23 protein-coding genes and 1 pseudogene are annotated in these 23,530 nt (G+C 69.9%); 10 read left to right on the top strand and 14 right to left on the bottom strand.

Annotated elements, in window-relative coordinates; genetic code table 11:
* Nucleotides 1-4: 4 nt before the first annotated feature.
* Nucleotides 5-391, top strand: a complete 387-nt coding sequence (locus PV734_RS39435) for an SH3 domain-containing protein (RefSeq protein ID WP_319095328.1) — start codon at nucleotides 5-7, stop codon at nucleotides 389-391.
* A 90-nt stretch (nucleotides 392-481) separates the two neighbouring features.
* Here the strand turns inward: PV734_RS39435 and PV734_RS39430 are convergent, their stop codons facing one another.
* From PV734_RS39430 to PV734_RS39420, 3 genes are all read right to left on the bottom strand, one after another.
* Nucleotides 482-1,975, bottom strand: coding sequence for an aldehyde dehydrogenase family protein (locus PV734_RS39430; RefSeq protein ID WP_415924342.1), 1,494 nt, complete (start codon nucleotides 1,973-1,975; stop codon nucleotides 482-484).
* Nucleotides 1,972-3,705, bottom strand: a complete 1,734-nt coding sequence (locus PV734_RS39425) for a D-aminoacylase (protein WP_319095329.1) — start codon at nucleotides 3,703-3,705, stop codon at nucleotides 1,972-1,974. Before PV734_RS39425 ends, PV734_RS39430 begins: the two co-directional genes overlap by 4 nt.
* A gap of 80 nt (nucleotides 3,706-3,785) precedes the next feature.
* Nucleotides 3,786-4,904: an LLM class flavin-dependent oxidoreductase gene (locus PV734_RS39420; protein WP_319095330.1), complete on the bottom strand. Its 1,119-nt coding sequence runs from the start codon at nucleotides 4,902-4,904 to the stop codon at nucleotides 3,786-3,788.
* 169 nt (nucleotides 4,905-5,073) lie between these two features.
* On the opposite strand from PV734_RS39420, the gene PV734_RS39415 reads away from it, so the two are divergent.
* Nucleotides 5,074-5,598, top strand: a complete 525-nt coding sequence (locus PV734_RS39415) for a GNAT family N-acetyltransferase (RefSeq protein ID WP_319294227.1) — start codon at nucleotides 5,074-5,076, stop codon at nucleotides 5,596-5,598.
* Between the two features lie 34 nt (nucleotides 5,599-5,632).
* Here the strand turns inward: PV734_RS39415 and PV734_RS39410 are convergent, their stop codons facing one another.
* Nucleotides 5,633-6,409 carry a glucose 1-dehydrogenase gene (locus tag PV734_RS39410; RefSeq protein WP_319095496.1) on the bottom strand — a complete coding sequence of 259 codons (777 nt, stop codon included), beginning with the start codon at nucleotides 6,407-6,409 and terminating at the stop codon, nucleotides 5,633-5,635.
* 225 nt (nucleotides 6,410-6,634) lie between these two features.
* Here PV734_RS39410 and PV734_RS39405 point away from each other — a divergent pair, with 225 nt between their 5' ends.
* Both PV734_RS39405 and PV734_RS39400 read left to right on the top strand, forming a co-directional pair.
* Complete coding sequence (locus tag PV734_RS39405; protein WP_319095332.1) at nucleotides 6,635-7,369, top strand: hypothetical protein; 735 nt, start codon at nucleotides 6,635-6,637, stop codon at nucleotides 7,367-7,369.
* Between the two features lie 160 nt (nucleotides 7,370-7,529).
* Complete coding sequence (locus tag PV734_RS39400; RefSeq protein ID WP_319095333.1) at nucleotides 7,530-8,321, top strand: hypothetical protein; 792 nt, start codon at nucleotides 7,530-7,532, stop codon at nucleotides 8,319-8,321.
* A gap of 47 nt (nucleotides 8,322-8,368) precedes the next feature.
* Here the strand turns inward: PV734_RS39400 and PV734_RS39395 are convergent, their stop codons facing one another.
* The 6 genes from PV734_RS39395 to PV734_RS39370 all read right to left on the bottom strand — a co-directional run bounded on the left by PV734_RS39395 (nucleotide 8,369) and on the right by PV734_RS39370 (nucleotide 15,932).
* On the bottom strand, nucleotides 8,369-9,157 hold the full coding sequence (locus PV734_RS39395; protein WP_415924341.1) for a LuxR C-terminal-related transcriptional regulator: 789 nt from the start codon (nucleotides 9,155-9,157) through the stop codon (nucleotides 8,369-8,371).
* Nucleotides 9,158-9,234: 77 nt separating this feature from the next.
* A complete protein-coding gene (locus tag PV734_RS39390) occupies nucleotides 9,235-10,224 on the bottom strand; it encodes an LLM class F420-dependent oxidoreductase (RefSeq protein WP_319095334.1) in 990 nt (329 codons plus the stop codon).
* Nucleotides 10,225-10,345: 121 nt separating this feature from the next.
* Nucleotides 10,346-12,763 carry a hypothetical protein gene (locus PV734_RS39385; RefSeq protein ID WP_319294226.1) on the bottom strand — a complete coding sequence of 806 codons (2,418 nt, stop codon included), beginning with the start codon at nucleotides 12,761-12,763 and terminating at the stop codon, nucleotides 10,346-10,348.
* A complete protein-coding gene (locus PV734_RS39380; RefSeq protein ID WP_319294224.1) occupies nucleotides 12,764-13,648 on the bottom strand; it encodes a hypothetical protein in 885 nt (294 codons plus the stop codon).
* Nucleotides 13,649-13,650: 2 nt separating this feature from the next.
* Nucleotides 13,651-14,493, bottom strand: a complete 843-nt coding sequence (locus tag PV734_RS39375; protein WP_319095337.1) for a VWA domain-containing protein — start codon at nucleotides 14,491-14,493, stop codon at nucleotides 13,651-13,653.
* Nucleotides 14,494-14,660: 167 nt separating this feature from the next.
* A complete protein-coding gene (locus PV734_RS39370; protein WP_415924340.1) occupies nucleotides 14,661-15,932 on the bottom strand; it encodes an amidohydrolase family protein in 1,272 nt (423 codons plus the stop codon).
* 236 nt (nucleotides 15,933-16,168) lie between these two features.
* Here PV734_RS39370 and PV734_RS39365 point away from each other — a divergent pair, with 236 nt between their 5' ends.
* Both PV734_RS39365 and PV734_RS39360 read left to right on the top strand, forming a co-directional pair.
* Complete coding sequence (locus PV734_RS39365; RefSeq protein WP_415924339.1) at nucleotides 16,169-19,192, top strand: BTAD domain-containing putative transcriptional regulator; 3,024 nt, start codon at nucleotides 16,169-16,171, stop codon at nucleotides 19,190-19,192.
* A gap of 219 nt (nucleotides 19,193-19,411) precedes the next feature.
* Complete coding sequence (locus PV734_RS39360) at nucleotides 19,412-19,612, top strand: hypothetical protein (protein WP_319095339.1); 201 nt, start codon at nucleotides 19,412-19,414, stop codon at nucleotides 19,610-19,612.
* A 109-nt stretch (nucleotides 19,613-19,721) separates the two neighbouring features.
* On the opposite strand, the gene PV734_RS39355 is transcribed toward PV734_RS39360, so the two are convergent.
* Together PV734_RS39355 and PV734_RS39350 are read right to left on the bottom strand one after the other, a co-directional pair.
* Entirely contained in the window at nucleotides 19,722-20,114 is a 393-nt protein-coding gene (locus PV734_RS39355; protein ID WP_319294222.1) for a hypothetical protein, read from the bottom strand.
* A 4-nt stretch (nucleotides 20,115-20,118) separates the two neighbouring features.
* Complete coding sequence (locus PV734_RS39350; protein WP_319095341.1) at nucleotides 20,119-20,397, bottom strand: hypothetical protein; 279 nt, start codon at nucleotides 20,395-20,397, stop codon at nucleotides 20,119-20,121.
* A 140-nt stretch (nucleotides 20,398-20,537) separates the two neighbouring features.
* Between PV734_RS39350 and PV734_RS39345 the strand changes: the two genes are divergently transcribed.
* The 3 genes and pseudogenes from PV734_RS39345 to PV734_RS39335 all read left to right on the top strand — a co-directional run.
* Nucleotides 20,538-21,176, top strand: a complete 639-nt coding sequence (locus PV734_RS39345) for a LysE family translocator (protein ID WP_319294220.1) — start codon at nucleotides 20,538-20,540, stop codon at nucleotides 21,174-21,176.
* Nucleotides 21,177-21,574: 398 nt separating this feature from the next.
* A complete protein-coding gene (locus PV734_RS39340) occupies nucleotides 21,575-22,174 on the top strand; it encodes a DUF4328 domain-containing protein (protein WP_319294218.1) in 600 nt (199 codons plus the stop codon).
* 70 nt (nucleotides 22,175-22,244) lie between these two features.
* Nucleotides 22,245-22,472: pseudogene (locus tag PV734_RS39335) on the top strand (protein kinase family protein); the annotation flags it as partial.
* A gap of 7 nt (nucleotides 22,473-22,479) precedes the next feature.
* On the opposite strand, the gene PV734_RS39330 reads toward PV734_RS39335, so the two are convergent.
* Together PV734_RS39330 and PV734_RS39325 are read right to left on the bottom strand one after the other, a co-directional pair.
* Nucleotides 22,480-22,851, bottom strand: a complete 372-nt coding sequence (locus PV734_RS39330) for a fic family toxin-antitoxin system, toxin component (RefSeq protein ID WP_319294216.1) — start codon at nucleotides 22,849-22,851, stop codon at nucleotides 22,480-22,482.
* Nucleotides 22,848-23,075, bottom strand: a complete 228-nt coding sequence (locus tag PV734_RS39325; protein WP_319294214.1) for a hypothetical protein — start codon at nucleotides 23,073-23,075, stop codon at nucleotides 22,848-22,850. Before PV734_RS39325 ends, PV734_RS39330 begins: the two co-directional genes overlap by 4 nt.
* On the opposite strand from PV734_RS39325, the gene PV734_RS39320 reads away from it, so the two are divergent.
* A complete protein-coding gene (locus PV734_RS39320; protein ID WP_319294212.1) occupies nucleotides 22,966-23,523 on the top strand; it encodes a tyrosine-type recombinase/integrase in 558 nt (185 codons plus the stop codon). The genes PV734_RS39325 and PV734_RS39320 overlap by 110 nt on opposite strands.
* Nucleotides 23,524-23,530: the final 7 nt, after the last annotated feature.

The following is a 23,530-nucleotide window of genomic DNA, read 5'->3' as shown; positions in this document are numbered from 1 at the left end:
CCTGATGGCAAGTTCCAGAGTCTCCCGCAAGATACGCCGGACAGTGGGCGTTTCCCTGGCCGCCGTTGGTCTGGCGGCCGCCGCCAACCTGGGTGCGGCCGCCCCGGGCAACGCCTCCGCCGCGATCAGTTGCAGCGGCTGGGGCCACGGCAACTACGACGCCGGCGAGGGCTACTCCAAGGGTACGTACGCCCTGAAGACCGGCCCCTACGCCGCCTGCGGCAACATCAGCGGCGGCCAGACGTACTCCGGGACCCACCTCTACTACCACTGCTACGTCATCAACGACTACGGCAACAGCTGGACGTACGCCCGGATCGACGGCTCCAGCGCCGCCGGCTGGTTCTCCGACGACAACCTCGACGACGGCGGAGCCACCGCGCCCTGCTGACCGCCACAGCCGCATCGCCGCACCGGCATCGCGCGCCCGAGCCCCCGCCTCGCCCCGAGGCGGAGGTTCGGGCCGCGGCCGTACCCGCGCTCATCCCGCCCAGACCACCGCCTGCACCTCCCCGTACGCGTGCAGTGCGTACGACCCCACATCGCGTCCGACCCCGCTCCGCTTGAACCCCCCGAACGGCGCCTCCATGTTCCGGCCGACGGTGTTCACGCCCACGCCTCCCGCCCGTAGGCGCCGGGCGACCCGGAACGCGCGGGCCACGTTCGCCGACCAGACGTAGTCGATGAGGCCGTAGTCGCTGTCGTTGGCCAGGGCGATGCCCTCCTCCTCGTCGTCGAAGGGGATGACGGTCACCACCGGGCCGAAGATCTCCTCCCGGGCCACCCGCATGTCGTTCGTGCAGTCGGCCAGCAGGGTCGGGGCGACATAGAACCCCCGGTCGTACGGCGGCCGTTCGCCACCGGCGACCACCACCGCGCCTTCTTTCCGCCCCAGTTCGACATACGCCTCGACCCGGTCCCGGTGTGCCGCCGAGATCACCGGCCCGACCACCGTGCCCTCGGAACGCGGATCGCCGACCTTCAAGTGACCGGCGTATGCGGCGAGTTGCTCCACGACCTGCCCGTACACGCCCCGCTGCGCCAGCACTCGCGTCGGCGCGGTGCAGATCTGGCCGCTGTAGAACGAGAACGTCGTGCCGATGCCCGCGACCGCCGAGCGGATGTCCGCGTCGTCGAAGACGAGTGCCGCGCCCTTCCCGCCGAGTTCCATCAACTGGCGTTTCATGTCACGGCCGCACACCTCGGCGATCCGCTGTCCGACCGCCGTCGAGCCGGTGAAGCTGACCATGTCGACGTCCGGGGAGTCGACCACCGCCTCCCCGACCTCGGACCGCGTCCCGCTGACCACGTTCACGACGCCCGGCGGCGCCCCCGCGGCCTCCAGTGCCTCCGCCATCCGGTACACCGACAGGGGGTCCTGCGGGGCGGGCTTCACGACGACCGTGTTGCCCATGGCCAGCGCGGGCGCGATCTTGCCGGCCGGGTTGGCCCAGGGGTTGTTGTACGAGGTGATGCAGGCGACCACGCCCACCGGCTGGCGTATGGCCAGCGCGCCCATCACCGCCGCCTTCCCGAACGGGCCCCCCTCGTTGACCTGCGGCGGGATCGCCCACTCGGCCGGCTCCACCGTCGCGTACCGGCGGAAACGGGCCGCGCCCACGCCCACCTGCATCCCGCGCGCGGTCCCCGTCGTGGCGCCGGTCTCGGCCTGGGCGAGCGTGGCGTACGGCACAAGGTTGCTCTGGATGATGTCCGCGGCGCGGGCCAGCACGGCGGCCCGTTCCTGCGGTGAGGTGCGCGACCACGGCCCGAAGGCCTCGCGGGCCGCCGCCGCGGCGGCGTGCGCCTGCTCCCGCGAGGCCTCCGGCGCCCACCCGACGACGCCCTCGGTCGCCGGGTCGATCACCTCGTAGTGCCCGTTGGCCGGTTCCACCCACGAGCCGCCGACGAACAGCCGCTGTCCGTCATCCACTTGTTGCTCGCTGCCGCCGTTCAGCCGCTGCTCGTACGTCACTTGGTGCTCACCGTCTCCGTGTCCCGGCCCGAGCGAAGCACCGTGCCGGGTACCGCACCCGTCACCGTGTCGTCCCTGATCACCTCGACTCCGTTGACCCACACGGCCGTTACCCCGATCGCCTTCGAGTCGAGCCGTGGGCTGTCGCCGGGCAGGTCGTGCACCAGGGTGGCCTTGTCGGCGGCGATCCGCTCCGGGTCGAAGAGGACCAGGTCCGCGTGGAAACCCTCCTGGACACGCCCCCGCTCTCGCAGGCCGAACAGTCGCGCCGGGTCGTCGGTCAGCATCTGGACCGCCCGCTCCAGCGGCACCAGTTTCCGGCCGCGCAGACAGTCGCCGAGGAAACGGGTCGTGTACGGGGCCCCGCACATCCGGTCCAGGTGGGCGCCGGCGTCGGAGCCGCCGAGGAGCACGTCCTCGTGCCGCCAGGTCTCGGCGCGCAGCGCCCAGGACGCGGGGTCGTTGTCGGTGGGCATGGGCCACAGGACCGTACGGAGGTTGTCGGCCACGCAGATCTCGACCAGGCAGGTGAAGGGGTCCTGGCCGCGTTCGGCGGCGATGTCCTCCACCACCCTCCCGGTCAGGCCCTCGTTCGCCGCACTGTAGGTGTCCCCGATGACGTACCGCCCGAAGTCGGTCAGCCGCCGGAAGACACCCACGTCCTCGCTCTGCGAGAGACGGACCAGTTCCGCCCGTACGGCGGGGTCGCCGAGCCGGTCGATCCGTTCCGGGACGGGGAGGCCGAGAACCGGGCCCCAGCCGGGGATCAGGTTCAGCGCGCAGAAGGTGCCCAGCGACATGTTCATCGGTGTGAGGATGGGCATGGTGAGCGCGACGATCCGGCCACCGGCCTTACGGGCACGGTCACTTGCCTCAAGCTGGCGGGGTACGCGGGCCGGTACGGCCGAGTCGATCGTGAGCACGTTCCAGTTCAGCGGGCGTCCGGCCGCCGCGCTCATCTCGACGAACAGATCGATCTCGGCGTCGCTGAACCGGTCGAGGCAACCGGCGACGATCGCCTCGATCTGGGTTCCCTCGTGCTCGCCGACCGCCCGGGAGAGGGCGATGAGTTCGGCGGGGAGCGCGTGGCGCGACGGGACGGGTCGGCCGTCGCCGTCCGAGTGCGAGGACGACTGGGTGGTGGAGAGCCCCCAGGCGCCGGCGTCCATGGCCTCGTGCAACAGCCGCAGCATGTCCGCGAGTTGGGCCTCGGTCGGCTGGCCGCCCACCGCGTCGGGACCCATGACGTACCGGCGCAGCGCGCAATGCCCCACCATGAAACCGGCGTTGACGGCGATCCGCCCCTCCAGCGCGTCGAGGTACTCCCCGAAGCCGCTCCAGTTCCAGGGCGCCCCCTTCTCCAGCGCGACCAGGGACATCCCCTCGACCTTGGACAGCATCCGGCGCGTGTAGTCGGCGTCGCCCGGCCGGTCAGGGTTCAACGGGGCAAGTGTGAACCCGCAGTTGCCGGCGGCGACTGTCGTGACCCCGTGATTGAGGGAGGGCGTCGCGTACGGGTCCCAGAAGAGCTGGGCGTCGTAGTGCGTGTGCGGATCGACGAACCCGGGGGCGAGGACCAGCCCGGCCGCGTCCTCGGACGTCCGGGCCTCCTCGGCGATCCGGGTCCCGATGGCCGCGATGCGACCGTCCCGTATCCCCACATCGGCGACGTAGGCGGGGCGACCGGTCCCGTCGACGACGGTAACCCCTCTGACCAGATGATCAAGCAAGACGGCACCTCACTCCTACCCAAGGGGCGCGGGGAACTGCGCGAACACCCCCCACGCACCCGCACCCGCCGACGAGACCCTCAAGCCACCCCTCGGAACCGCGAAGTCCGATGCACAGGATCCGTGTCGATCTTCGGAATCACATGCTCACCGACCAGCCGGATCGTCTGGAGCGTGTCCTCCCTGGAGATCCCGATCGGCATCCCGAAGCTCAGCTGATCGGCACCCGCCTGCTCCCACCGCTTGCACTGCGTCAGCACCTCGTCCGGGTCGCCGCAGATCAACAGCTCCTCGGCGATGAGCAGTTCGATGATCTCCTCGTTGAACTCGGGCAGCGTCTCCGGCCACACCGGGAACCCCTCGGGGCGCGGGAAGGTGTCGTGGTACCGGAAGAGCAGCGACTGCAGATAGTGCAGCCCACCGCCCGCCGCGATCCGTACCGCCTCGGCATGCGTCGGCGCGCAGATGGCCGTCGACGTCACCATCACGTTGTCGTTGACGTAGTCCCCGACCGGCTCGGCGTCCACGATCGCCGTCTTGTACTGCTCCAGCACCCACTCCATGTCGGAGACCTTCTGCACGCTGAAGCCGAGCACCCCGAGCCCCTTGCGGGCGGCCATGGCGTACGAGGGCGGCGAGCCGGCGGCGTACCACATCGCGGGGTGCGAGGGCCCGTACGGCTTGGGCAGGACCTTGCGCGGCGGCAGGGACCAGTGTTTGCCCTGGAAGCCGACGTACTCGTCCTGCGTCCACATCTTCGGGAACTCGGCGATCGTCTCCTCCCACAGCTCCTTGGTGTGGTTCATGTCGGTGATGCCGGACATGAAGCCGAGGATCTCGTGGGACCCGGCGCCGCGGCCGGAGCCGAACTCGAAGCGGTTGCCGGTGAGATGGTCGAGCATGGCGACCTTCTCGGCCACCTTCACCGGGTGGTTGACCGGGGCGAGCGGGTTGAAGATGCCGGAGCCGAGGTGGATGCGCTCGGTGGCGTGCGCGAGGTAGCCGAGGTAGACGTCGCTGGCCGAGATGTGCGAGTACTCCTCCAGGAAGTGATGCTCGGACACCCAGGCGTACTTGAAGTTCGACTGGTCCGCCTGAATGACGTACTCGGTCTCCTCCATCAGCGCCTTGTGCTCCGCGAGCGGATCGGTCTCGGCCCGCTTGCCCACGTATCCCTGTACAAAGAGCCCGAATTCCAAGGAGGTTCACCGTCCCCAGTAACCGTTCCTGACGTTTCTGACGTAGCGTCAGATTCGATGTCGACTGTTCCACCGGGGGCCTGGAGCGTCAATAGCTGACGGGTCGTCAACTCATGCGCATGGCGGGGCGGATGACTTCGGCCGGGCGGCGGGCGATAGGTTGCCCGCCATGACTGAACTGGGACCGGTCACCTGGCCGCCCGCCCCGATCAGGACCGAACGGCTCGTGCTCCGCGAGTCCGAGGCCCGGGACCGTGCGACGTTCATCGAACTGCTGGCGTCGCCGGAGGTGCACGCCTACCTCGGCGGCCCCCGGCCGCGTGCCGAGCTGGAGCGCGAGATGCCCGGGGCGCCCGAACGGTGGCCCGGGAGTTTCGTCGTCGAGCTCGACGGGGCGATGATCGGCCAGATCCTGCTCAGAAGGGCGACGGAGCACCGCCGTCCGGCCGCGACGGGAAAGGCCGACCTCGGCTACCTGTTCCTGCCGCGGGCATGGGGATTCGGGTACGCCGCCGAGGCGTGCGCGGCGGCGCTCGACTGGTTCGACGGCGCCCTTCCCGGCGAGCCGGTGGTGCTCACCACCCAGTCCGCCAACGTCGGCTCGATGCGCCTCGCCGCCAAGTTGGGGTTCACCGAGGTGGAGCGGTTCCAGGCCTGGGACGCCGAGCAGTGGCTCGGTCTGCGACGACCCTGACGGCCGGGACCGTCGGCTTTGGCGCGGGTGGGGCTCAGAAGGCGCTCACCCCCGCCAGCCACCCCCCGTCGATCACGAACGGCTGCCCGGTGATGTACGACGAGTCCTCGCCGGACAGGAACAGCGCCAGGCGCGCCACCTCTTCCGGGCGCCCGATCCGCCCCAGCGGCACGAGCTTGCGGTACAGCTTGTCCAGGCCCTGCGCGGAACCCTCCACGTCCGCCGCCGGGTCCAGTACCGCCGGGTTGGACATCGCGGTGTCGATCGCGCCCGGGCACATGGCGTTGACGCGTATCTTCCGGCGGGCCAGCTCCAGCGCGGCGACCCGGGTGAGCCCGAGGATGGCGTGCTTGCTGGCCGCGTACGCCCCGACCGCGGCCATCCCGGTCATGCCGGTGTACGAGGCGGTGTTGACGATCGTCCCGCCGCCGGCGTCGGCGATGCGCGGCGCGACCGTCTTGATCCCGAGGAAGCAGCCGACCTGGTTGACCTGCACGACCTGCATGAACTCGTCGAGGGGCGTGTCGAGAAGGGTGTTGAAGCGCAGGATGCCGGCGTTGTTGACCAACCCGTCGATCCGGCCGTACGCCTTCTCGGCGGCGGCGACCACAGCCTGCCAGCCCGCCTCCTCACGTACGTCGAGATGGACGTACAGCGCGCCCAACTCCTTTGCCAGCGCCTCTCCTTGGTCGTCGAGCACATCCGCTACGACCACCCGGGCGCCCTCCGCCACGAACAGCCGGGCCTCCTGCTCCCCCTGACCTCGTGCCGCGCCGGTGACGATGACGACCCGTCCGTCGAGCTTGCCCATGCGGAACCCCTTCGCATCGGTGGAGGTCAGCATCGTACCGCCGAGTCTGACGATGCGTCAGATGTCGTCGGCACCGCGTTGAGCGGTGCGCGAGTGTGTGCGAGAGCACACACCATGTAACCGGTGAGTAGGGATATTTGACCCTGTCGCGGATCCACGGGTGACGCCAATAATCCTCCACGAACAGGTAAAGCGAAGACCAAGATTCCCCAGGGACGGAGCGACATGGCCAAGAGGCGTCTGAAGAACAAGAAGGTCCGGCTCGTGGCGGTCGGATCGGCGCTCGCGACCGGTGGCGCGATCATCGCTCTCCTTCCGTCGGCGAACGCGGCCGAGGAGAAGACACCCGAGCAGATCATCACGATGTGCGAAAGGTCCGCGGTGGTCAACGGAAAACAGCGGTCGGTGCGTGATTTCGGAGGCGCCTTCGCCGACGGGTTCCAGGCCGACAACTGCGACTACGTCGAGACCAATTTCCAGTCGTTCGACGGCCCCACCGAGAAAGCCTCCATCGACTTCCCGAACTGTGAGCCGAACGCCACCGAACCGGCGAAGGTGGCGATCACCTGGAAGGCCACCGTCGCTCAGGGATCGGGCAAGTACACCGCGACCCAACAGGGCGCCGGCGGCGGGCTCTTCGGATTTCTGAGCGGGTCCTGGCTCAAGCACAAGGGGACGACCGACATGACGGTCAAGTCCGTGACCGCCGGCGACACGGAGAACCGGGAGGTTCCGGTCGGCAAGGTCCTGCACATGGAGTTCACGCCGAAGATGCAGCGTATGACCGGCGAATGGCGGGTGCGGATCGACGCCGACCCCGGAAGCTTCGCCGTGAACCCCTCACCGGAGAAGAACTTCGTCGCGTCGGAACTCGTCGAGGGACCCGCGGTCCTGCCCGGCGCCGCCGGAGCCGCGGGCATCGCGGACGGGACCGTCAAGCCCGTCCTGACCGACTGCTGACGACGCCTTCCCATGTCCCGCGCCTCCCCGGCTTCCCCCCGCGTTCCCCCCACCGCTCCACCAACCGGCCCCTCAACTGGCCCGCCACCTGGCCTTACACGTGGCTGAACGCCCGCAACTCCCCTCGACTTCCTCCCCCTTCCCCGCTAGGAGACGCACTATGACCCGCACCGGCCGCAAAGGACATCACCGGAGCAAGAAGAAGCGCATCGTCATGGCCATGGCCCCGGTGGTGGCCGTCGCGGTGGCTGTTCCGCTGATGAACCAGGCGGGTGCCGCCACCCCCTCCGAAGTGACCAGGGACTGTGCGCAGAACTCTCCCAAACTGGACGACTGCGTGTTCGTCGACGTCCAGTTCAAGAGCAACAACCTGGGCCCCAACCAGCGCGTTTCCACCATTACCGAGAACTGCGGTTCCACCAGCGCGCTGTCGAAGAGTTTCAGCGTGTCCGCTTCGGTCACCAGGTCCGTCACCCTGGAAGACGGGTTCACCGCTTCCGCCGACTCCAAACTGGGGAACTCGTTCTTCGAGATCGGCGCCAAGTTCAACACGACGGAACTCAACCTCAAGCGCGACGACACGGGAACCGGATTCGACTTCACCCGGACCGACACCGTGAAACCCAACCACATAGGGTTCTTCATGTGGTCGGAGAAACGAACCGACGTGAGCGGATTCCTCAAGGCCACGTACAAGGACGCGCAGGACGGCCAGAAGGTCTTCTTCTCGCCCAGCGAGGGCGCCACCAGCGTGCACGTCTTCTATCCGCAGCTCCTGAAGAACGGGACGCCGGACGGCCGTCTCTGGTTGCGTAACGTCGAGTGCGAAACTCCCCAGGCCAACGGACTCCAGAACTCGGAGAACAGCTCCAGGGCGGAACCCGGATTCGGCGAAGGCGGCGAGAACGTCACCGACGTGGAAATCCCGGTGTCGGAGATTCCCGCGCCGTAGCGCGATCCGGGACGGGAGTCAGCGAAAAGGGGCGGCGCCGGTTGTTCTCAGGTGCGAACAGCCGGGGTCGCCCCCAGCCATCTCAGCACCGCGTCCGTACTCCCCCGGGCGTCGAGCTTGGCGTAGATGTTGCTGAGGTTGTTGCGGACCGTCTTCTCGCTCAGCCGCAGCCGCAGCCCGATCTCCTGGGCGCCCAGGCCGGTCGACAGCAGCTCCATGATCTGCCGTTCACGCGGCGAGAGCAGACTCCGCAGCCGCTCCATCGCCGCCCCGGCGAGGGACACGCCCCTCGCCCCCTCCACGGACACTCGCTGCGCCCCTTCGCGGAGGGCGGCGCAGGCGACAGGCGACAGGTAGGTGTGCCCGACCGTGGCCGCCACGACCGCCGAGGCGAGCATGCAGGTGCAGTAGTCGCCCTCGACCAGATATCCGGCCCCGCCCCGGAACACCTCCACCACGGTCTCCGTGTCCCGCCGGGGACTGACGACGATCACCGGAACGCTCACAGCCCCCAACGCCCCCAGCAGTACCGGGAAGTCGGTCGCCGGTTCCTCGCAGCGCAGGACGACCACATCCACGGCGCCTTCCGCGCGCAGCTCACGGTAGGGCGGGTCCACTCGCAACGCCCGCCCGACGTGCCGGTCCTCGGGGTCCGGCCAGTCGTCGTGCGGCCACTCCCCCTCGGCACAGGCGAGGGCGACGGTCAGCCTGGACGGAGTCGCGGATGCGGAGGCAGATGCGGATTCCGATACCGATGCGGAGGCAGATGCGGATGCGGGCGAAGGCGTGGGTGAGGACGCGGGTGGGTTGAGGTCGACGAGCCGGGAGGTGCGCACCGTGCATGTCCTTCCGCCGGAGTCATGACGTCCGTACGTTCATACGTACGCGCCCCGGCGTTGACATGTTCAAAAATTCAAAGAGAACCGGTCAGGCTGTCAGACAGGTTTCCTTCCAGTTCCCGCTCCAGCAACGGGCCCACCTCGTCGCCGAACTCCCTTATCTGGTCCGTGAGTTCAGCGAGACTTCGACTCCGGAACCGGACCTGGATCTGGTCCACGCCCATCGCGCCGTACGCCCGCAACGACTCGGCGAGCACCTCCGGCGACCCGCTGAGCGTCCGCCGCCCGACATCCCAACCGGGCTCACCGACGTACAGCGGCTCGGTGATGGCCCCGATGGTGAACGGGCCCTGGACGGCGGCCTCTTCGCGTAGCCGCCGGATCCGTGCGATCTGGTCCGGGAGGCGGTCGCGCGGGTCGCCCTGCGGCAGCCAGCCGTCGCCCTTGAGCGCCGCCCGGCGTACGGCGGCGGGGGACGATCCGCCGACCCAGAGCGGTACGCGTTCCCGCGTGGGCCGGGGCCGCTGGCCGAGCCCCTCGAAGTCGAACAACTTGCCGTGGTGCTCCGGGAATTCGTCCGGTCCGAGCGCGGCACGCAACGCGTCGATCGTCTCGTCGAGTACGGCGCCCCGGCGCTCGAAGTCGACCCCGAGGACCTCGAACTCCTCCTGCACGTGCCCGGCCCCGACGCCGAGAATCAGTCGCCCGCCCGAGAGGTGGTCGAGGGTGGCGTACTGCTTGGCGGTGAGAAGGGGGTGGCGCAGGCCCACGACAGCCACGTGGCTGAGGAGTTGGACGCGTTCGGTGACGGCGGCGAGGTGGGCGAGGGTGGCGACGGGGTCGTACCAGACGGTGCTCATCGCGGGGGCGAGGCGGCGCGGGATGGCCACGTGGTCGCAGCTCGCGACGTAGGCGAAGCCGGCGCGGTCGGCGGCGCGGGCGATGTCGACGAGGTCGGCGGCACCGGCCGAGGTTTCCCACGGTTCGGTGTACAGGGTGGACTGGGACTGGATGGGGAGTTGCATGCCGTAGCGGAGGCGGAGGGGCTCGCTGGTGGGGGGCATGGACGGGACCCCTTTCTCTGACGGTCCGTCAACTATGGTCGCGCTGGCCATGGTTGTCGCTGACGGTCCGTCAGGCAAGGGGGATGAGGCATCTCGGCCGGTCAAGCGTGCGAAAGGCCTCTCACCGTCCGGTCAGCAGGAACCTCAGGTACTTGCCTGTGCCCAGCGCGCCCCGCGTCTCCGTACGCGTGACCGCCAGTTCCGCCTCGACCCGGGCCCGTTCCGCCTCCGCGCCCGCCAACTGCTTCTGCCGTTGCAGGAGTTCGGCCCGCTTGCGCTGGGTGTCCATGGCCCGTTGCTGGCGCTGGCCGGTGAGGCGGGCGCGCTCGTCGGTGATCCTTCGCTGCAGGGCGGCCTTCTTCTGCAGGGCCTCGGCCTCCGCCTGTTTGATCTCCGCCTTGTGGGTCCGCCTGAGTGTGCCGATGTCGGCCTTGATCTGCGCCTTCGCCGCCGGGGGCACCGTGGTCGGAGCGGACACCCTGGCCCGGTGTTCCAGGCTCTGCCGCCAGTCGTCGAGGGCGGTGGCGCGGGCCTCTCCGATACCGGGCACCCGTATCCGCTGGCCGCCGGGACGCACCAGGTACACGACGGACGAGTTGTGCGAGAAGTCCACGCCGATGAAGTCGGCCGCGCTGCGGATACCCGCGTCCTGGAGGGCCCGGACCATCTTGGCGCCCATGTTGCTGAGCGACCGTGTCTCCTCGATCGACGTCCTGCGCAGCTTGTCCTGGATGTGCGCCCTGATCGCCGGCTCCAGCGCCCTGTCGATCAGGCGCCGCTCCTTCGCGGCCAGCCCCGCCAGCTGCTGCTGGGCCTGGTCCGTACGCCGGTTGAGGTCCATGGTGATTCGGGCCTGGCCGTCGCGCAGCTCGATCTGCAGGGCCTGGATGCGCTGGTCCGAGGCCGTGTTGTCCTTGGCGAGGGCGTCGTCGAGGACGCGGATCTCCTTCTCCAGGCGCTGATGGGCGCTCACCGGGTCGGCCAGCTCACGGGAACGCCGCTTCAGGTCGCGCACCCGCTTCCGCGCCGCCCGGTACTCGGGGCGCCTGCGTCGGCCGAATCCGACCAGGGCGGCGGAGGTGAGCAGTGCCACGCCCTGTGCCGCGGGCAGGGCGTCCACCGGCTGGGCCGCGGCGAGGACGAGCGCGCCCGGGGCCGACGTACTGAGCAGTGCGCCGAGGGCCGCGAACAGGTCACCGGGGCCGCGCTTGCCGAACGTGGCGAACCCGGCGCCCTGGGCGGCGGCCTGCTGCGCCGGAGTCGGCACGGATGCGGACGTCGAGGTGGACGCGAACGCGGAAGCCGAGGCGGCAGCGGACGTCGGGGCCGGGCGTGACACCCGGCCCGCCATCCAGGCCGGGACTCCGGAGACGGGCTTCCCCGACGCGGACCCGGACCCGGACCGGGACCCGGAACCAGACCCGGCCGGCGTCCAGGAGGTGACCGTGGGACGGCTGCCGCTGAGACCGACCACGTAACCGCCCGCACCGGCACCGGCACCCGTGCCCGGCCCGGCACCGGTCCCCGTGTTCGGCCCCGCGCCCGATGCCGACCGTTGCCCCGGCAGTCGTACGGCGTCGGCGGTCAGGGGTGGCACGGCGGACGTCGGCCTGCCGAGGAAACCCCGGACCCGGCCGGCCATGTCCCGTACCCGCTGGTCCGGGTGGCTCAGCAGAACCGGCCAGGCGAGGGAGGTCGCCGGTTCCTTGAAGTCGGCCTCGGAGAGGATCAGGAACTCGCCGTGTCTGTCGTGCAGTTGGGTCCACAGGCCGGGGTCCGTGGCGACGGCGAGGAGGGCCAGTTCGATGGTCCAGGCGGAGAAGCGGTCCATGGCGGGGCCGAAGTCGGCGGCCGTACGGGAGGGCGACTGGTAGTTGCGGTGGCCGTTCTCGGTCGCCTGCTCGCCGCGCAGGGCGGGGACGTACATGCCGTCGTAGTCGACGAGGCGGAAGGTCCCGTCGGCGGCCACGAGGAGGTTGCCGTGCTGGAGGTCGCCGTGGGCGATGCCGTTCCGCTCCAGGTCGGCGGTCATGGCGAGGAACCGGTCGGCGAGCGCGTGCAGGAGGGCCGGGTCGTGGAGGTTGCGTTCGATCCAGCTGATGAGGCCGGTGCCCTGGACCCAGGTCATCTTGACCGCCGGATACCACTCCCGCCCCACCAGGACGCCCTGTTCCAGGAAGTCGAACCCGACCGGCCACGGCTGGGACAGCCCGCCGCCCGTGCCGGAGCCACCGTTTCCGCCCAGTCCGCCGAGTGCCGAGCTGATGGCGGAGTAGCGCTTGCCGAGGGTCGCGCTGTCCCGGGTGAAACACTTCAGGGCGTACCGCTGCCCGTTCCTCGCCGTGACGGAGAAGACGCTCGCGAAGTTCCCGGAGATCGCCTTCGGGCCCAGTACCGGGTCCTGTTGGACCCTGCCGTCCTTCAAGTCGAGGTCGCTGAAGCACAGTTCAGGGTGCTGCAGAGCTTCCGCGTAATTCGCTCCGGTCGGAAACCTCCGGGCCGAGCCGGTTCCGGGGGCACCGCCGGGGGACACCGCCATCTACGCCTCCGCTCCCAACCTCGCCCGGACGAGCGTCACGTCATCGTTGCGCATCCGGGCGCGCGCCCGCTGGTCGTCCACCCAGTCCGTGAAGTCCTGTCGGTCGAACGCGGCGAACGCCGGGAGATCCACCGTCCGTTCGGCCCCGCCATCTCCTTCGGTCCCGCCCGCGGTCCGGCCGGCCCGGGCGAGCAGCCAGGCGGCCAACGCGTCGGTTGCCAGCAGGAGTTCGTCGCCGGGCAGCAACTCACCGGACGCCACCCGCATCCGCCTGGCGACGAGCCCCACATCATGGTTGCGGCTGCCGAGCAGTTGCGGGGTGATCCCGAACTCGTCGACCGCGCTCAGCGGAAAGGAGTCGAGGAGGCGTCCGTCGCGCAGCTGGAACAGGCAGCTGTCGCCGAGGGCGAAGGAGTACCAGAACCAGCGGGTCGTGCCGTCGTCCAGGACGGTGGCGCGGATCTCGGTGCCCAGCACCGTGGCGAACGCCCCTTTTTCCAGGCCGGGTTGCTCGTACCAGGCGATGGGTCTGCCCTGGTCTGCGCGTTCGGCCTGGTAGCGGGTGAGGAAGGCGTCCCAGTGCAGTGCGGACCGCTCCATCAAGTCCCCTACGAACGTGCCGGGTTCCTGCCACCAGTCACCGGCGAGCCGCATCGACTCGACGGCGTCACGGACCAGGAGCGCGGCCCAGTCGCGGGCGAGCAGGCTCTCCGAGGCGCCGTCGGACACCGAGGCGTACAGGGACGCGGCAGCCCGTCCGGCACTGTCGACGCCCGCCTCTCCGGACTGCCAGACGTACGCGGCGTCCTCGCACTCCTGCTCGCTGCTGCCCGACTTCTGCGTCCACAACCACTGCGCCCGCGGCAGCGCCGGGATGTCCCCCATGGTCAGCGCAGCTCCGTCGCACGGGTGCCGATGTCGAGGAACTCCACGATGGACACGATGTCGGCGTTGTAGACGAAGCCCCGGGTCGACTCGCTGACGTGGTGGCCCTGCGAGGCGGCGTACGAACGCATGTGGCTGGGCAGCACGCTGGACATCTGGAACAGCAACTTGGCGTATGTGTCCGGCAGTTGCTCCTCGTTGTCCGGGAAGGTGATGGGGGCGCCGCCGCTGCCGGAGACATGCAGGTTGAAGAGGAGGACCGGGCCGTCGGCGGTGGCGTGCGAGGCCAGACCGATGGCGGCGCTGGTCGGGTCGCCGTCGGTGGACTCCCCGTCGGTGAGGTTGAGGACGATGGGCGGGAAGCCGCTGGGGTGCGCGTCGACCCAGTTGGAGACGAGTTTGTCCGCGTAGTCGAGGGCACGCGTCATCGGGGTGCCGCCGTTGGTCACCGGGTCCATCCACACCGGGAACTGCACGGACGTCTCGACCAGTCCGCCGGCGCCGTCCGGCACCTTCTTGGTACGACTCTCCACCCGCGCCGGGTTGTTGGCGACCTCGCCCAGCGGAACGAGGTCGCGGCCGGCGAGGACGCCCTGGTAGGCGGAGCCGACGTGCTGATGGCCGTAGCCGATCACGGCGACGTGGAAGTAGTCGCGTACGCCTTCCTCCTTGGCGCACTTGACCGACAGTTCCGTCAGCAGCCGGTTGATGGCGTTGGACACGACCTCGGCTCGCGGCTGTGTCGTCTCACCGCTCGCCATCGGATCGCTCATGGAGGCGGACTGGTCCACGAGGAAGATGAAGCACCCCGGGTTGGTCCGGCTGATCTCGGCGGTGTACGGCAACGGACGGCCCCCGTTTTCCCTGTGCTGCGGTCGCGGCGGACGCTGCGGTCGCTAGGGGGACAGCGGCGATCGGCAGCACGCCTTCACAGTCCGACCACTTGGCCCCCCAAGGAAGTTCACGGTACCGGATGACCAGCGACTCGTTGGGTTCTAAGCCGTTTCTCCCGCTACGCCGCACTCCCCGGACGCCACAGCCCGTCCGGGGTGAGCCCCAGCAGGTCGATCGCGTTTCCTCGTACGATCCGCTCCACGACCCCCGGGTCCAGGTGCCCCATCTGCCTCTCGCCGACCTCGCGCGAGCCGGGCCAAGTGGAGTCGGAGTGGGGGTAGTCGGTCTCGTAGAGGACGTTACCGACGCCGATCGAGTCGAGGTTCCTCAGCCCGAAGGCGTCGTCGAAGAAGCAGCCGTAGACGTGCTCGGCGAACAGTTCGGACGGCGGCCGGTGGACCTTGTCGGCGACTCCGCCCCAGCCCCGGTTCTCCTCCCAGACCACGTCCGCGCGCTCCAGGATGTAGGGGATCCAGCCGATCTGGCCCTCCGCGTACATGATCTTCAGCTGGGGGAAGCGTTCGAACTTGCCGCTCATCAGCCAGTCGACCATCGAGAAGCAGCAGTTGGCGAAGGTGATGGTGGATCCGACGGCGGGCGGCGCGTCGGCGGAGGTGGACGGCATCCGGCTCGACGAGCCGATGTGCATCGCGATGACCGTCCCCGTCTCGGCGCAGGCGGCGAGGAACGGGTCCCAGTCGTCACCGTGGACCGAGGGCAGCCCGAGGTGTGGCGGGATCTCCGAGAAGGCGACCGCGCGGACGCCCCGGGCGGCGTTGCGCCGGACCTCGGCGGCGGCCAACTCCGCGTCCCAGAGCGGGATGAGGGTGAGGGGGATGAGGCGCCCCTGGGCCTGCGGCCCGCACCACTCCTCCACCATCCAGTCGTTGTACGCGCGCACGCCGAGCAGTCCGAGCTCGTGGTCCTTGGCCTCGGTGAAGGTCTGGCCGCAGAAGCGCGGGAAGGTCGGGAAACAGACGGCGGACTGGACGTGGTTGATGTCCATGTCGGCCAGTCGGTGCGGGACGTCGTAGGAACCGGGGCGCATCTGCTCGTAGGTGATGACTTCGAGTTTGATCTCGTCCCGGTCGTAGCCGACGGCGGTGTCGAGGCGGGTGAGGGGGCGCTGCAGGTTCTCGTAGATCCACCAGTCGCCGATCGGGCCGTCGTCGCCGGGTTCACCCATGACGGGCTTGAACCGGCCACCGAGGAAGGACATCTCCTTGAGGGGCGCGCGGACCACGCGGGGGCCGATGTCCAGGTACTTCTTCGGCAGCCGGTCCTGCCAGACATCGGGGGGCTCCACCGTGTGGTCGTCCACCGAGATGATCTTCGGGAAGGTGCTCGCCGTCTCCGTGCTCTCCACAGTCGCCTCCACGGTCGTCCGCACGCCTGTCTCCACGCGCGCATCCACGCACGTCTCCACAACAGGCACGGTAGCGCTGATCTGACGAACCGTCAGCTACGCGGTCACGCGTCCCTTTCCGTGCAACCCTGTGCGAAGACCGGGTGAGAACCCTGTAACGGCTCGTGCACCGGCCTGTGATCGCTGTCTCGACGGCTGACGCACAGGCCGGAGACAAGGCAAACTGACGTCCTGGTCTTGAAGTTCGGCAGGGAGCTGTGATGGGTGACACACCGGCTGTACCGCGAGTGCCGGCACAGCGGGATCCCAGGGACATTCCGGTGGAATCCCTGACGGACTCCACGGCGGACTCGTCGGCGACGCTGCGCTTCGGCGTGCTCGGGCCGGTGCGGGCCTGGCGCGACGAGGTGGCTCTGCCCACCGGATCCCCGCAGCAACGGGCGCTGCTTGCCGCGCTGTTGCTGCGCGAGGGCCGGACAGCGACGGCGGCCGAGCTGATCGACGCGCTGTGGGGCGAGGATCCGCCGTCGCAGGCCCTGGCGGCCGTACGGACGTACGCGTCCCGGCTGCGGAAGGTACTGGGCGCCTGGGTGCTGGTGAGCGAGTCGGGCGGGTACGCGATCCGTTCCCTCGCCGAGGGCGCGCTGGATCTGACGGTGGCGCAGGAACTGGCCGCGGAGGCGGAGAAGTCCAGGAGCGCGGGGGATCTCCGCCATGCCCGAGAGGTCCTCAACCGGGCGCTGGACCTGTGGGACGGCAAGCCGCTGGCAGGCGTTCCGGGTCCGTACGCGGACGCCCAGCGGGCCCGGTTGGAGGAGTGGCTCCTCCAACTCCTCGAATCCCGCCTCGACATGGATCTCGAACAGGGCTGCCACGCCGAGTCGGTCAGCGAGTTGACCGCCCTCACGGCCGAGCATCCGCTCCGTGAGCGGCTGCGTGAGCTGCTGATGCTGGCGCTGTACCGCAGCGGCAGACAGGCCGAGGCCCTGGCGGTCTACGCGGACACGCGCCGCCTCCTCGCCGACGAACTCGGCGTCGATCCCCGGCCCGGCCTCAAGGAGTTGCAGCAGCGCATCCTCCAGGCGGACCCCGGGCTCGCCGAGCCCTCCGCCCCGCTCGCTCCCGAACCCGCCCCGGCGCTCGTCCGACCCGCTCAGCTCCCGGCCACCGTCCCGGACTTCACGGGCCGCGCCGCCTTCGTCTCCGAGCTGAGCAAGGTCCTGTCGTCCGCGTCGTCGGCGTCGTCGGAACAGGGCCGGGTGATGGCCGTGTCCGCCCTGGCCGGTATCGGCGGCGTGGGCAAGACGACCCTCGCCGTCCATGTCGCCCACCAGACCCGTTCCGCCTTCCCCGACGGGCAGTTGTACGTCGACCTCCAGGGCGCCGGTACGCAGGCCGCCGAGCCGGAGACGGTCCTCGGGGCCTTTCTGCGCGCCCTCGGCACGGCCGAGTCGGCGATCCCCGACTCGCTGGAGGAACGCGCGGCCCTGTACCGCTCGGTGCTGGACGGCCGCCGGGTCCTGGTCCTGCTGGACAACGCCCGCGACGCCGCCCAGGTACGTCCGCTGCTGCCGGGCATGGAGGGCTGCGCGGCCCTGGTCACCTCCCGGGTACGGATGGTGGACCTGGCCGGCGCCCATCTCGTCGACCTGGACGTCATGTCCCCCGAGGAGGCCCTCCAGCTGTTCACGAAGATCGTGGGCACTGAGCGGGTCGCCGCGGAGCGCAAGGCGGCCCTGGACGTGGTGGCGGCCTGCGGTTTCCTGCCGCTGGCCATCAGGATCGCGGCGTCCCGGCTGGCGGCGCGCAGAACGTGGACGGTGTCCGTCCTCGCCGAGAAACTGGGCGACGAACGCCGTCGCCTCGACGAACTCCAGGCCGGAGACCTCGCCGTGAAGGCGACCTTCGAGCTCGGCTACGGCGCCCTGGACGGCCAACAGGCGCGCGCCTTCCGCCTGTTGGGCCTGGCGGACGGCCCCGACATCTCGCTCGCGGCGGCGGCGGCCGTACTGGGCCTGCCGGTCGACGAGGCCGAGGAGGTCCTGGAGTCCCTGGTGGACACCTCGCTGCTGGAGTCGGCGGCGCCGGGCCGCTACCGCTACCACGACCTCGTACGACTCTACGCGCGTTCCTGCGCCGAGCGGGACGAACACCCGCCCGGCGAACGGGAGTCGGCGATGTCCCGACTGCTCGACTTCTACCTCGCGACGGTCGCCGCGACCTACCGCGTGCAGCGCCCCGAGGACCGGCTCGTCGACCACCTGGAGCACGCGGAGTATCCGGGGCTGACGTTCGCCGACAGCCACGCCGCGCAGGACTGGGTGCACGCGGAGGCGGTGTGCGTACTGGCCTGCGTCCGGCAGTCCGCCACGCGCCCGAACATGCTGCGCCGGGCCGCCGACGTGCTCTGGGTGGCGGTGGAACTCGCCGAGTCCGGCACCGACTCCAAGGAGTACGAGGCGGTCGCGGCGATCGTGCGGGACGCGGCACGGTCCGCGGGCTGCCGACGCACCGAGGCCCGGGCCCTCACCACCCTGGCCTTCGTGCACCACGTCTCCGGCAGCCTCTTCGACGCGGCCGTCCAGGAGTCCGAACGGGCAACGGAGTTGGCGCTCGCGGCCGACGACCAGTACACCGCCTGCTGGTCGTCCAACATCAGCGGAGTCGTCGCCCTCTACCAGAGCCGGCACGACGCGGGCGAGGCCCACTTCACCCGGGCCATCGAGAGCTACCGCGCCTTCGCCGACCACCCCGGTGAGGCGAGCGCCCTGTGCAACCTGTCCCGCATCCACCTCGCCACGGGCCGCACCGACAGCGCGGTCGCCCTCGCCAAGCAGGGCACGGCGATGTACGACGCGATGGGCCACACCGTACGAGGGGCCAACGGCCGCTACGCGCTCGGCCTGGCGCTCACCCAGAGCGGCCAGTTGACGGAGGCCGCCGACCATCTCGACGAAGCGCTACGGGTGTTCCGGGACAGCCGACAGCGCCTGTGGGAGGGCATGACCCTGTTCCGTCTCGCCGAGGTCGATCTCGCGGCGGCCCGCTCGGCCCGCGCGGCGGCCAACGCCGAGCAGGCGCTGACGGTGCTGCGCGGCATCGGCGGCGAGTGGCGGCGCGGCAACGTCCTCACGGTCCTCGGCCGCGCCCTGCACGGCATAGGCCAGCTGGACCGCGCCCAGGTGTGCTGGCAGGACGCGCTCGGCATCTTCGAGTCGCTGGGGGCGCCCGAGGCGGACGCGGTGCGGGAGTTGCTGGCGCGGGCGACGCGCACGACCTGCTGAGGGTTGCCCGGGCTCGGCGGGAGTCGAGCGGCGTTCATCGTTCGTTTATCGCGGTCCGGCAGGCTCGTCCCTGTCGAGCCGTCGCGTCGGGGGGCAGGCGGAACGACAGGGGGCCGGACCTCTTATGGTGAACCGGCCCAGGGCCCACCTCGCAGTCCACGGGGGAGTCGCGGGGTGGGCCCCATTTCCACCGGTCACCATTCAGGGGAGACAGCAAAGATGAGCGACACAGTCAAGCCGACCGACGTACACGCGACGAGCGAACCGGCCACCGCCACCACCCTGGGCGACGTCCACGCGACGACCGAACCGGCCAAGAAGACCAAGGCCACGGCGACGATCCTGGGCGACGTCCACGCCACGACCGAGCCGGTCACCGCCAAGCCGAACGACGTCCACGCGACGGACGAGCCGGCCTGAGCCACCGGCTCCGGCTTCCACAGACGTACATCTGCACACGGGGGCACAGGGGGAACGACCGCGGCGGCGCGGAGGGGGAGCCGCCGCGGTCGTGGTGTTTGCGGGGCGCTCACACCGCCCTGATCGAAACCCGTCCCCCGCACAGCTTCTTCATGTCGTCCACGTCGGACGTGTAGAGCGCCACGTTCCCCAACTGGCGCTTCGCGATAATCGCCAGCGCGGCATCGATCCCGTACTTGTGGCCGTGCAGCCCTGTTTCCTCCAGCAGCGTCACCGCCGCGTCGGCGACCTCGCGTGTCACCGGCTCCACGACGACGCGGGACATCGCCCATGCCCAGGCCGGGCGCCGTACCTGGCCGTGAAACGCCTCGACCAACGTCATCGAGCTGGTCACCACATGGATGCCCTTGCTTTGGGCGGCCGTCAACAGAGCCGTCATCGTGCGCTCACGTAGCGCCGCTCGCGACAGGCCTTCGCTGTCCAGCACCAGAGTGTCGATCACCACTTCAACCAGCCAGAGGAAAATCGTCGCCAGCAGCGGCCCGGGGTTCGGCGAAGTGCTGTCCCGCCTCGCGCAGCTCGGCCTCCGCCGCCGCCAGCTCCTCCTCCGTGAGCGGCCCGCCCTCCTCCTGCATCCACGCCACCAGCTCCCCCAGCCGGTCCTGCTCCCGCTGACGCTCTATGGCCCGCGTGACATAGGCACTGAACTCGCCGGGTCCGACCTCGCTCCGGATCTCCTCGGCGAGCTCCTCCGGCAGCGTCACGGTGTACTTCTTCGTTGCCATACCAATCACCATTCCGCCTCTTTCCGCGCTCGGCCGGTCGCCAGCCACCTCGCACGACACCGTCCCGACCAGTCGGTCCCGAACAGTCACCCGACCCGCGCGGGATTGCCGCCGCCGGCCCGCGCTCCTGGCCTGACGGCATGTTGGGCATCGGGCACTTCTGGGCTTTCCTCTCCGTGGTCGCCGTACTGATCGCCGTTCCGGGGCCGAGCGTGGTGTTCGTGGTCGGGCGCGGGGTGGCGCTCGGGCGTCGGGCGGCGCCGGCCACGGCGGTGGGCAACAACGGCGGGGTGCTGGTCCAGGCCGTGTTGGTGGCCTTCGGGCTGGGAGCCGTGGTGTCGCGGTCGATCGTGGTCTTCTCGGTGCTGAAGTTCGCGGGCGCGCTGTATCTGGTCCACCTCGGCGTCCAGACGTGGCGGCATCGCGGCGAGCTGGCCGTCACGGACGCGCGACGGCAGCCGCCCTCGAACCTGTGGCTCGTCGCCCGGCAGGGATTCGTCGTCGGAGTGAGCAACCCGAAGGGCTTCCTGATCTTCTCGGCCGTACTGCCCCAGTTCGTCGACCGCTCGGCAGGGCACGTGACACTGCAACTCCTGCTCCTCGGCGTCGTCTGCGCCGCTGTCGCCCTGGTCTCGGACTCGGCCTGGGGACTCCTCGCCGGGACGGCGCGCAACTGGTTCCGCGGGTCGCCCCGCCGCCTGTCCGCGATCGGCGCGGTCTCCGCGACCGTGATGGTCGGCCTCGGCGCCCGTCTGGCTCTCACCGGGAACGACGTGTGACGCCACGGCGGACACGCGCAACGTCACGCGGAGAGCCGAACCTCGGCCTCGGCCCGCTCGGCGGCCTCGACCTCCACGCCCCACCGCACCGCGAGGGTGCCCGGCAGAGCCGGCCCGCGCCCCGACTCACCGACCCCTGGTGGTCATGACCGGCCCGTGATCCGAGACGGGCCGCGCTGACCACGCCGGGGCGGCGGGGCGGCGGGGCGGCAGCCGCCCCCGACCGTCAGCGCCGGCTCGCCAAAACCCTTACGCAGCACGGGACTTGAGTAACTCGGACGCGCTACGGACCGCACGCCTCGCCTTCTGCCGTATGCGCGCGCGGCGAGCCGACCTTATGATCGCTCCGCCCCGGCGTCCGCTGCGGGTGCACACGCCTCCGAGACAGGCCCCGGACGATGACAAGTACCGCCCGCAAAGCTCCCTGGCTCCTGGCGCGCTCCGCGCAGGCGGCGACAGCGGCGACCGCCGTGGTGGACGTGTTCCGGGCGGTCGCGGTCCGGGATCAGCACTTGCACCCCTCGGATGCGTCCCTGCACAGGTCAGGCGTCGTCTCCATGGTCTTCCTCTACCTGATGACTGCCGCGATCGTGCTGTTCCTCGCATGGCTCGTCCGATCCCGGCGCAACGCCCAGGAGCTGTCTCCTCAGGCCTCGGTCCCGAGTCGGGGCTGGACGATCGGCGCGTGGTTCGTACCGGTGGCCAACCTCTTTGTCCCTCGCCGGCTCGTCCTCGACATCGGGCGCGCGAGCTCCGCGTCGTGGGAGCAGAAGCGAGACACCGCACGGGTCAACCTGTGGTGGGGCGCCTGGATCACCCACGCGCTGGTCCTGGCGACGGCGGGCCAGACGGCCCCGGGGTCGATGGCCGTCCTCGTGGTGACAGAGGCGCTCATGCTCGCGGCTGCCGTGCTGCTGGCGCTCGTCATCGAACGCATCACCGCGTTGCAAAGCTCCGCGCTCGGCGCCACCGTTCCGGTCACGACTCTCCCGGTGTGAGGCAGTTCCTTCGACGAACTCCCCCTACGGAGACCCCATCGACGCTTTCCAGGCCGGGCGCCAGAGAGACATGTCGCGCGCCGCGCGCCTGACCACTCACGGTGCCGTCTCCAGCGCCCTGCTGGCCCTGCACAGCGACCGCGCACTGTCCGAACTCCGCGACGCAGCGGTGCCGTTGGGCTCCGGTATCGGCGGGAAGTCCGCGCTTCTGGAGATCGACGGAACCCCGGTCTTCGTCAAGCGCGTGCCGCTCACCGATCTGGAGAGGGCGCCGGAGAACGTACGGTCCACGGCGAACCCCACCTTCACACGGCCCAGGACTTGAGCAACTCGGCAACACTGCGGACCGTGCAACTCTCCCGCTTCAGCTCGTTCGCGAGTGCGGAAACCCGGTGCTGATCGAGCTTCGACGGAACCCCGGAAGCGACCAGGTACGCGTGGGCAGCCGCGACGGCCACTTTGAGATTCGACCGCTCCAGCCAGCGCATACGGCCGAGGGTGTGCGCGAGTGCCGCAGCCTTGGCGTACGGCCCCTGGTAGACCTCGTGCCCGACGAGCACCGCCCGCTGCCGCTCGACGGCCGCGAGGGGGACGCCGTAGTCGTCGACGGCCGGGTCACCCTGACCTGCGCGCTGCGCGACCTGCAGAATCCATGCGAGGTCGACATTGACATTCACGTACGGGACTCCCCCTGCTCCCCCTCGATCTCGTCAAGGAGATCGCCGTACTCATCCAGCACTTCCTGGGCAGCCTCCATGAACACGGCACGCACATGCTCGTTGTCGTTCCGAATGAGCTGCTCGACGTACTCATTGACCGGTATACGCCTGGTCTCCGCCGCCTGCCGGGCCATCTCGGCGGTGTCGTCGTCCATGCGGATGTTGATCTGCGTCTTGGCCATAGAAGAGAAGGTATCACGTGATACCAGACATGCGGTGAGTGGCAAACCAAACGGGCACATCTTCTCGCGGCCCGACGGGCACCCGATCGAGCCCGCCGCTCCCACCGGGCACTTCAACGCCCTAGAGCGCGAGATGCACCTGCGGCCTATCCGGTTCCACGACCTACGCGACCCGACGGCGACGCTTCTCCTGGAGAGCGGCGCCGAACTCGTCGTCATCAAAGAGCTGTTCGAACACGCCCACACCGGGGCGACCGCAACGGTGTACGCAACACGCTCGCCTCCGACTCCAGCGCCAGCGCCAGCGCCAGCGCCAGGCCATCGACCTCCTCGGCCACACGCTCGGCAACCTCACCGGCACCGCCGCCGAGCCCGACGCCGGCGACGACCCGCCGCTTTATGCAGCTCCCGTCCGCTGACGTTGCGTCAGCTAAGGGCTGCCCCGTAAACGATCT

Origin of the sequence: Streptomyces sp. AK08-02 (genome assembly GCF_033795085.1) — a bacterium.
Taxonomy (GTDB): domain Bacteria; phylum Actinomycetota; class Actinomycetes; order Streptomycetales; family Streptomycetaceae; genus Streptomyces; species Streptomyces echiniscabiei.
This window is presented reverse-complemented; position numbering and strand designations above follow the sequence as displayed.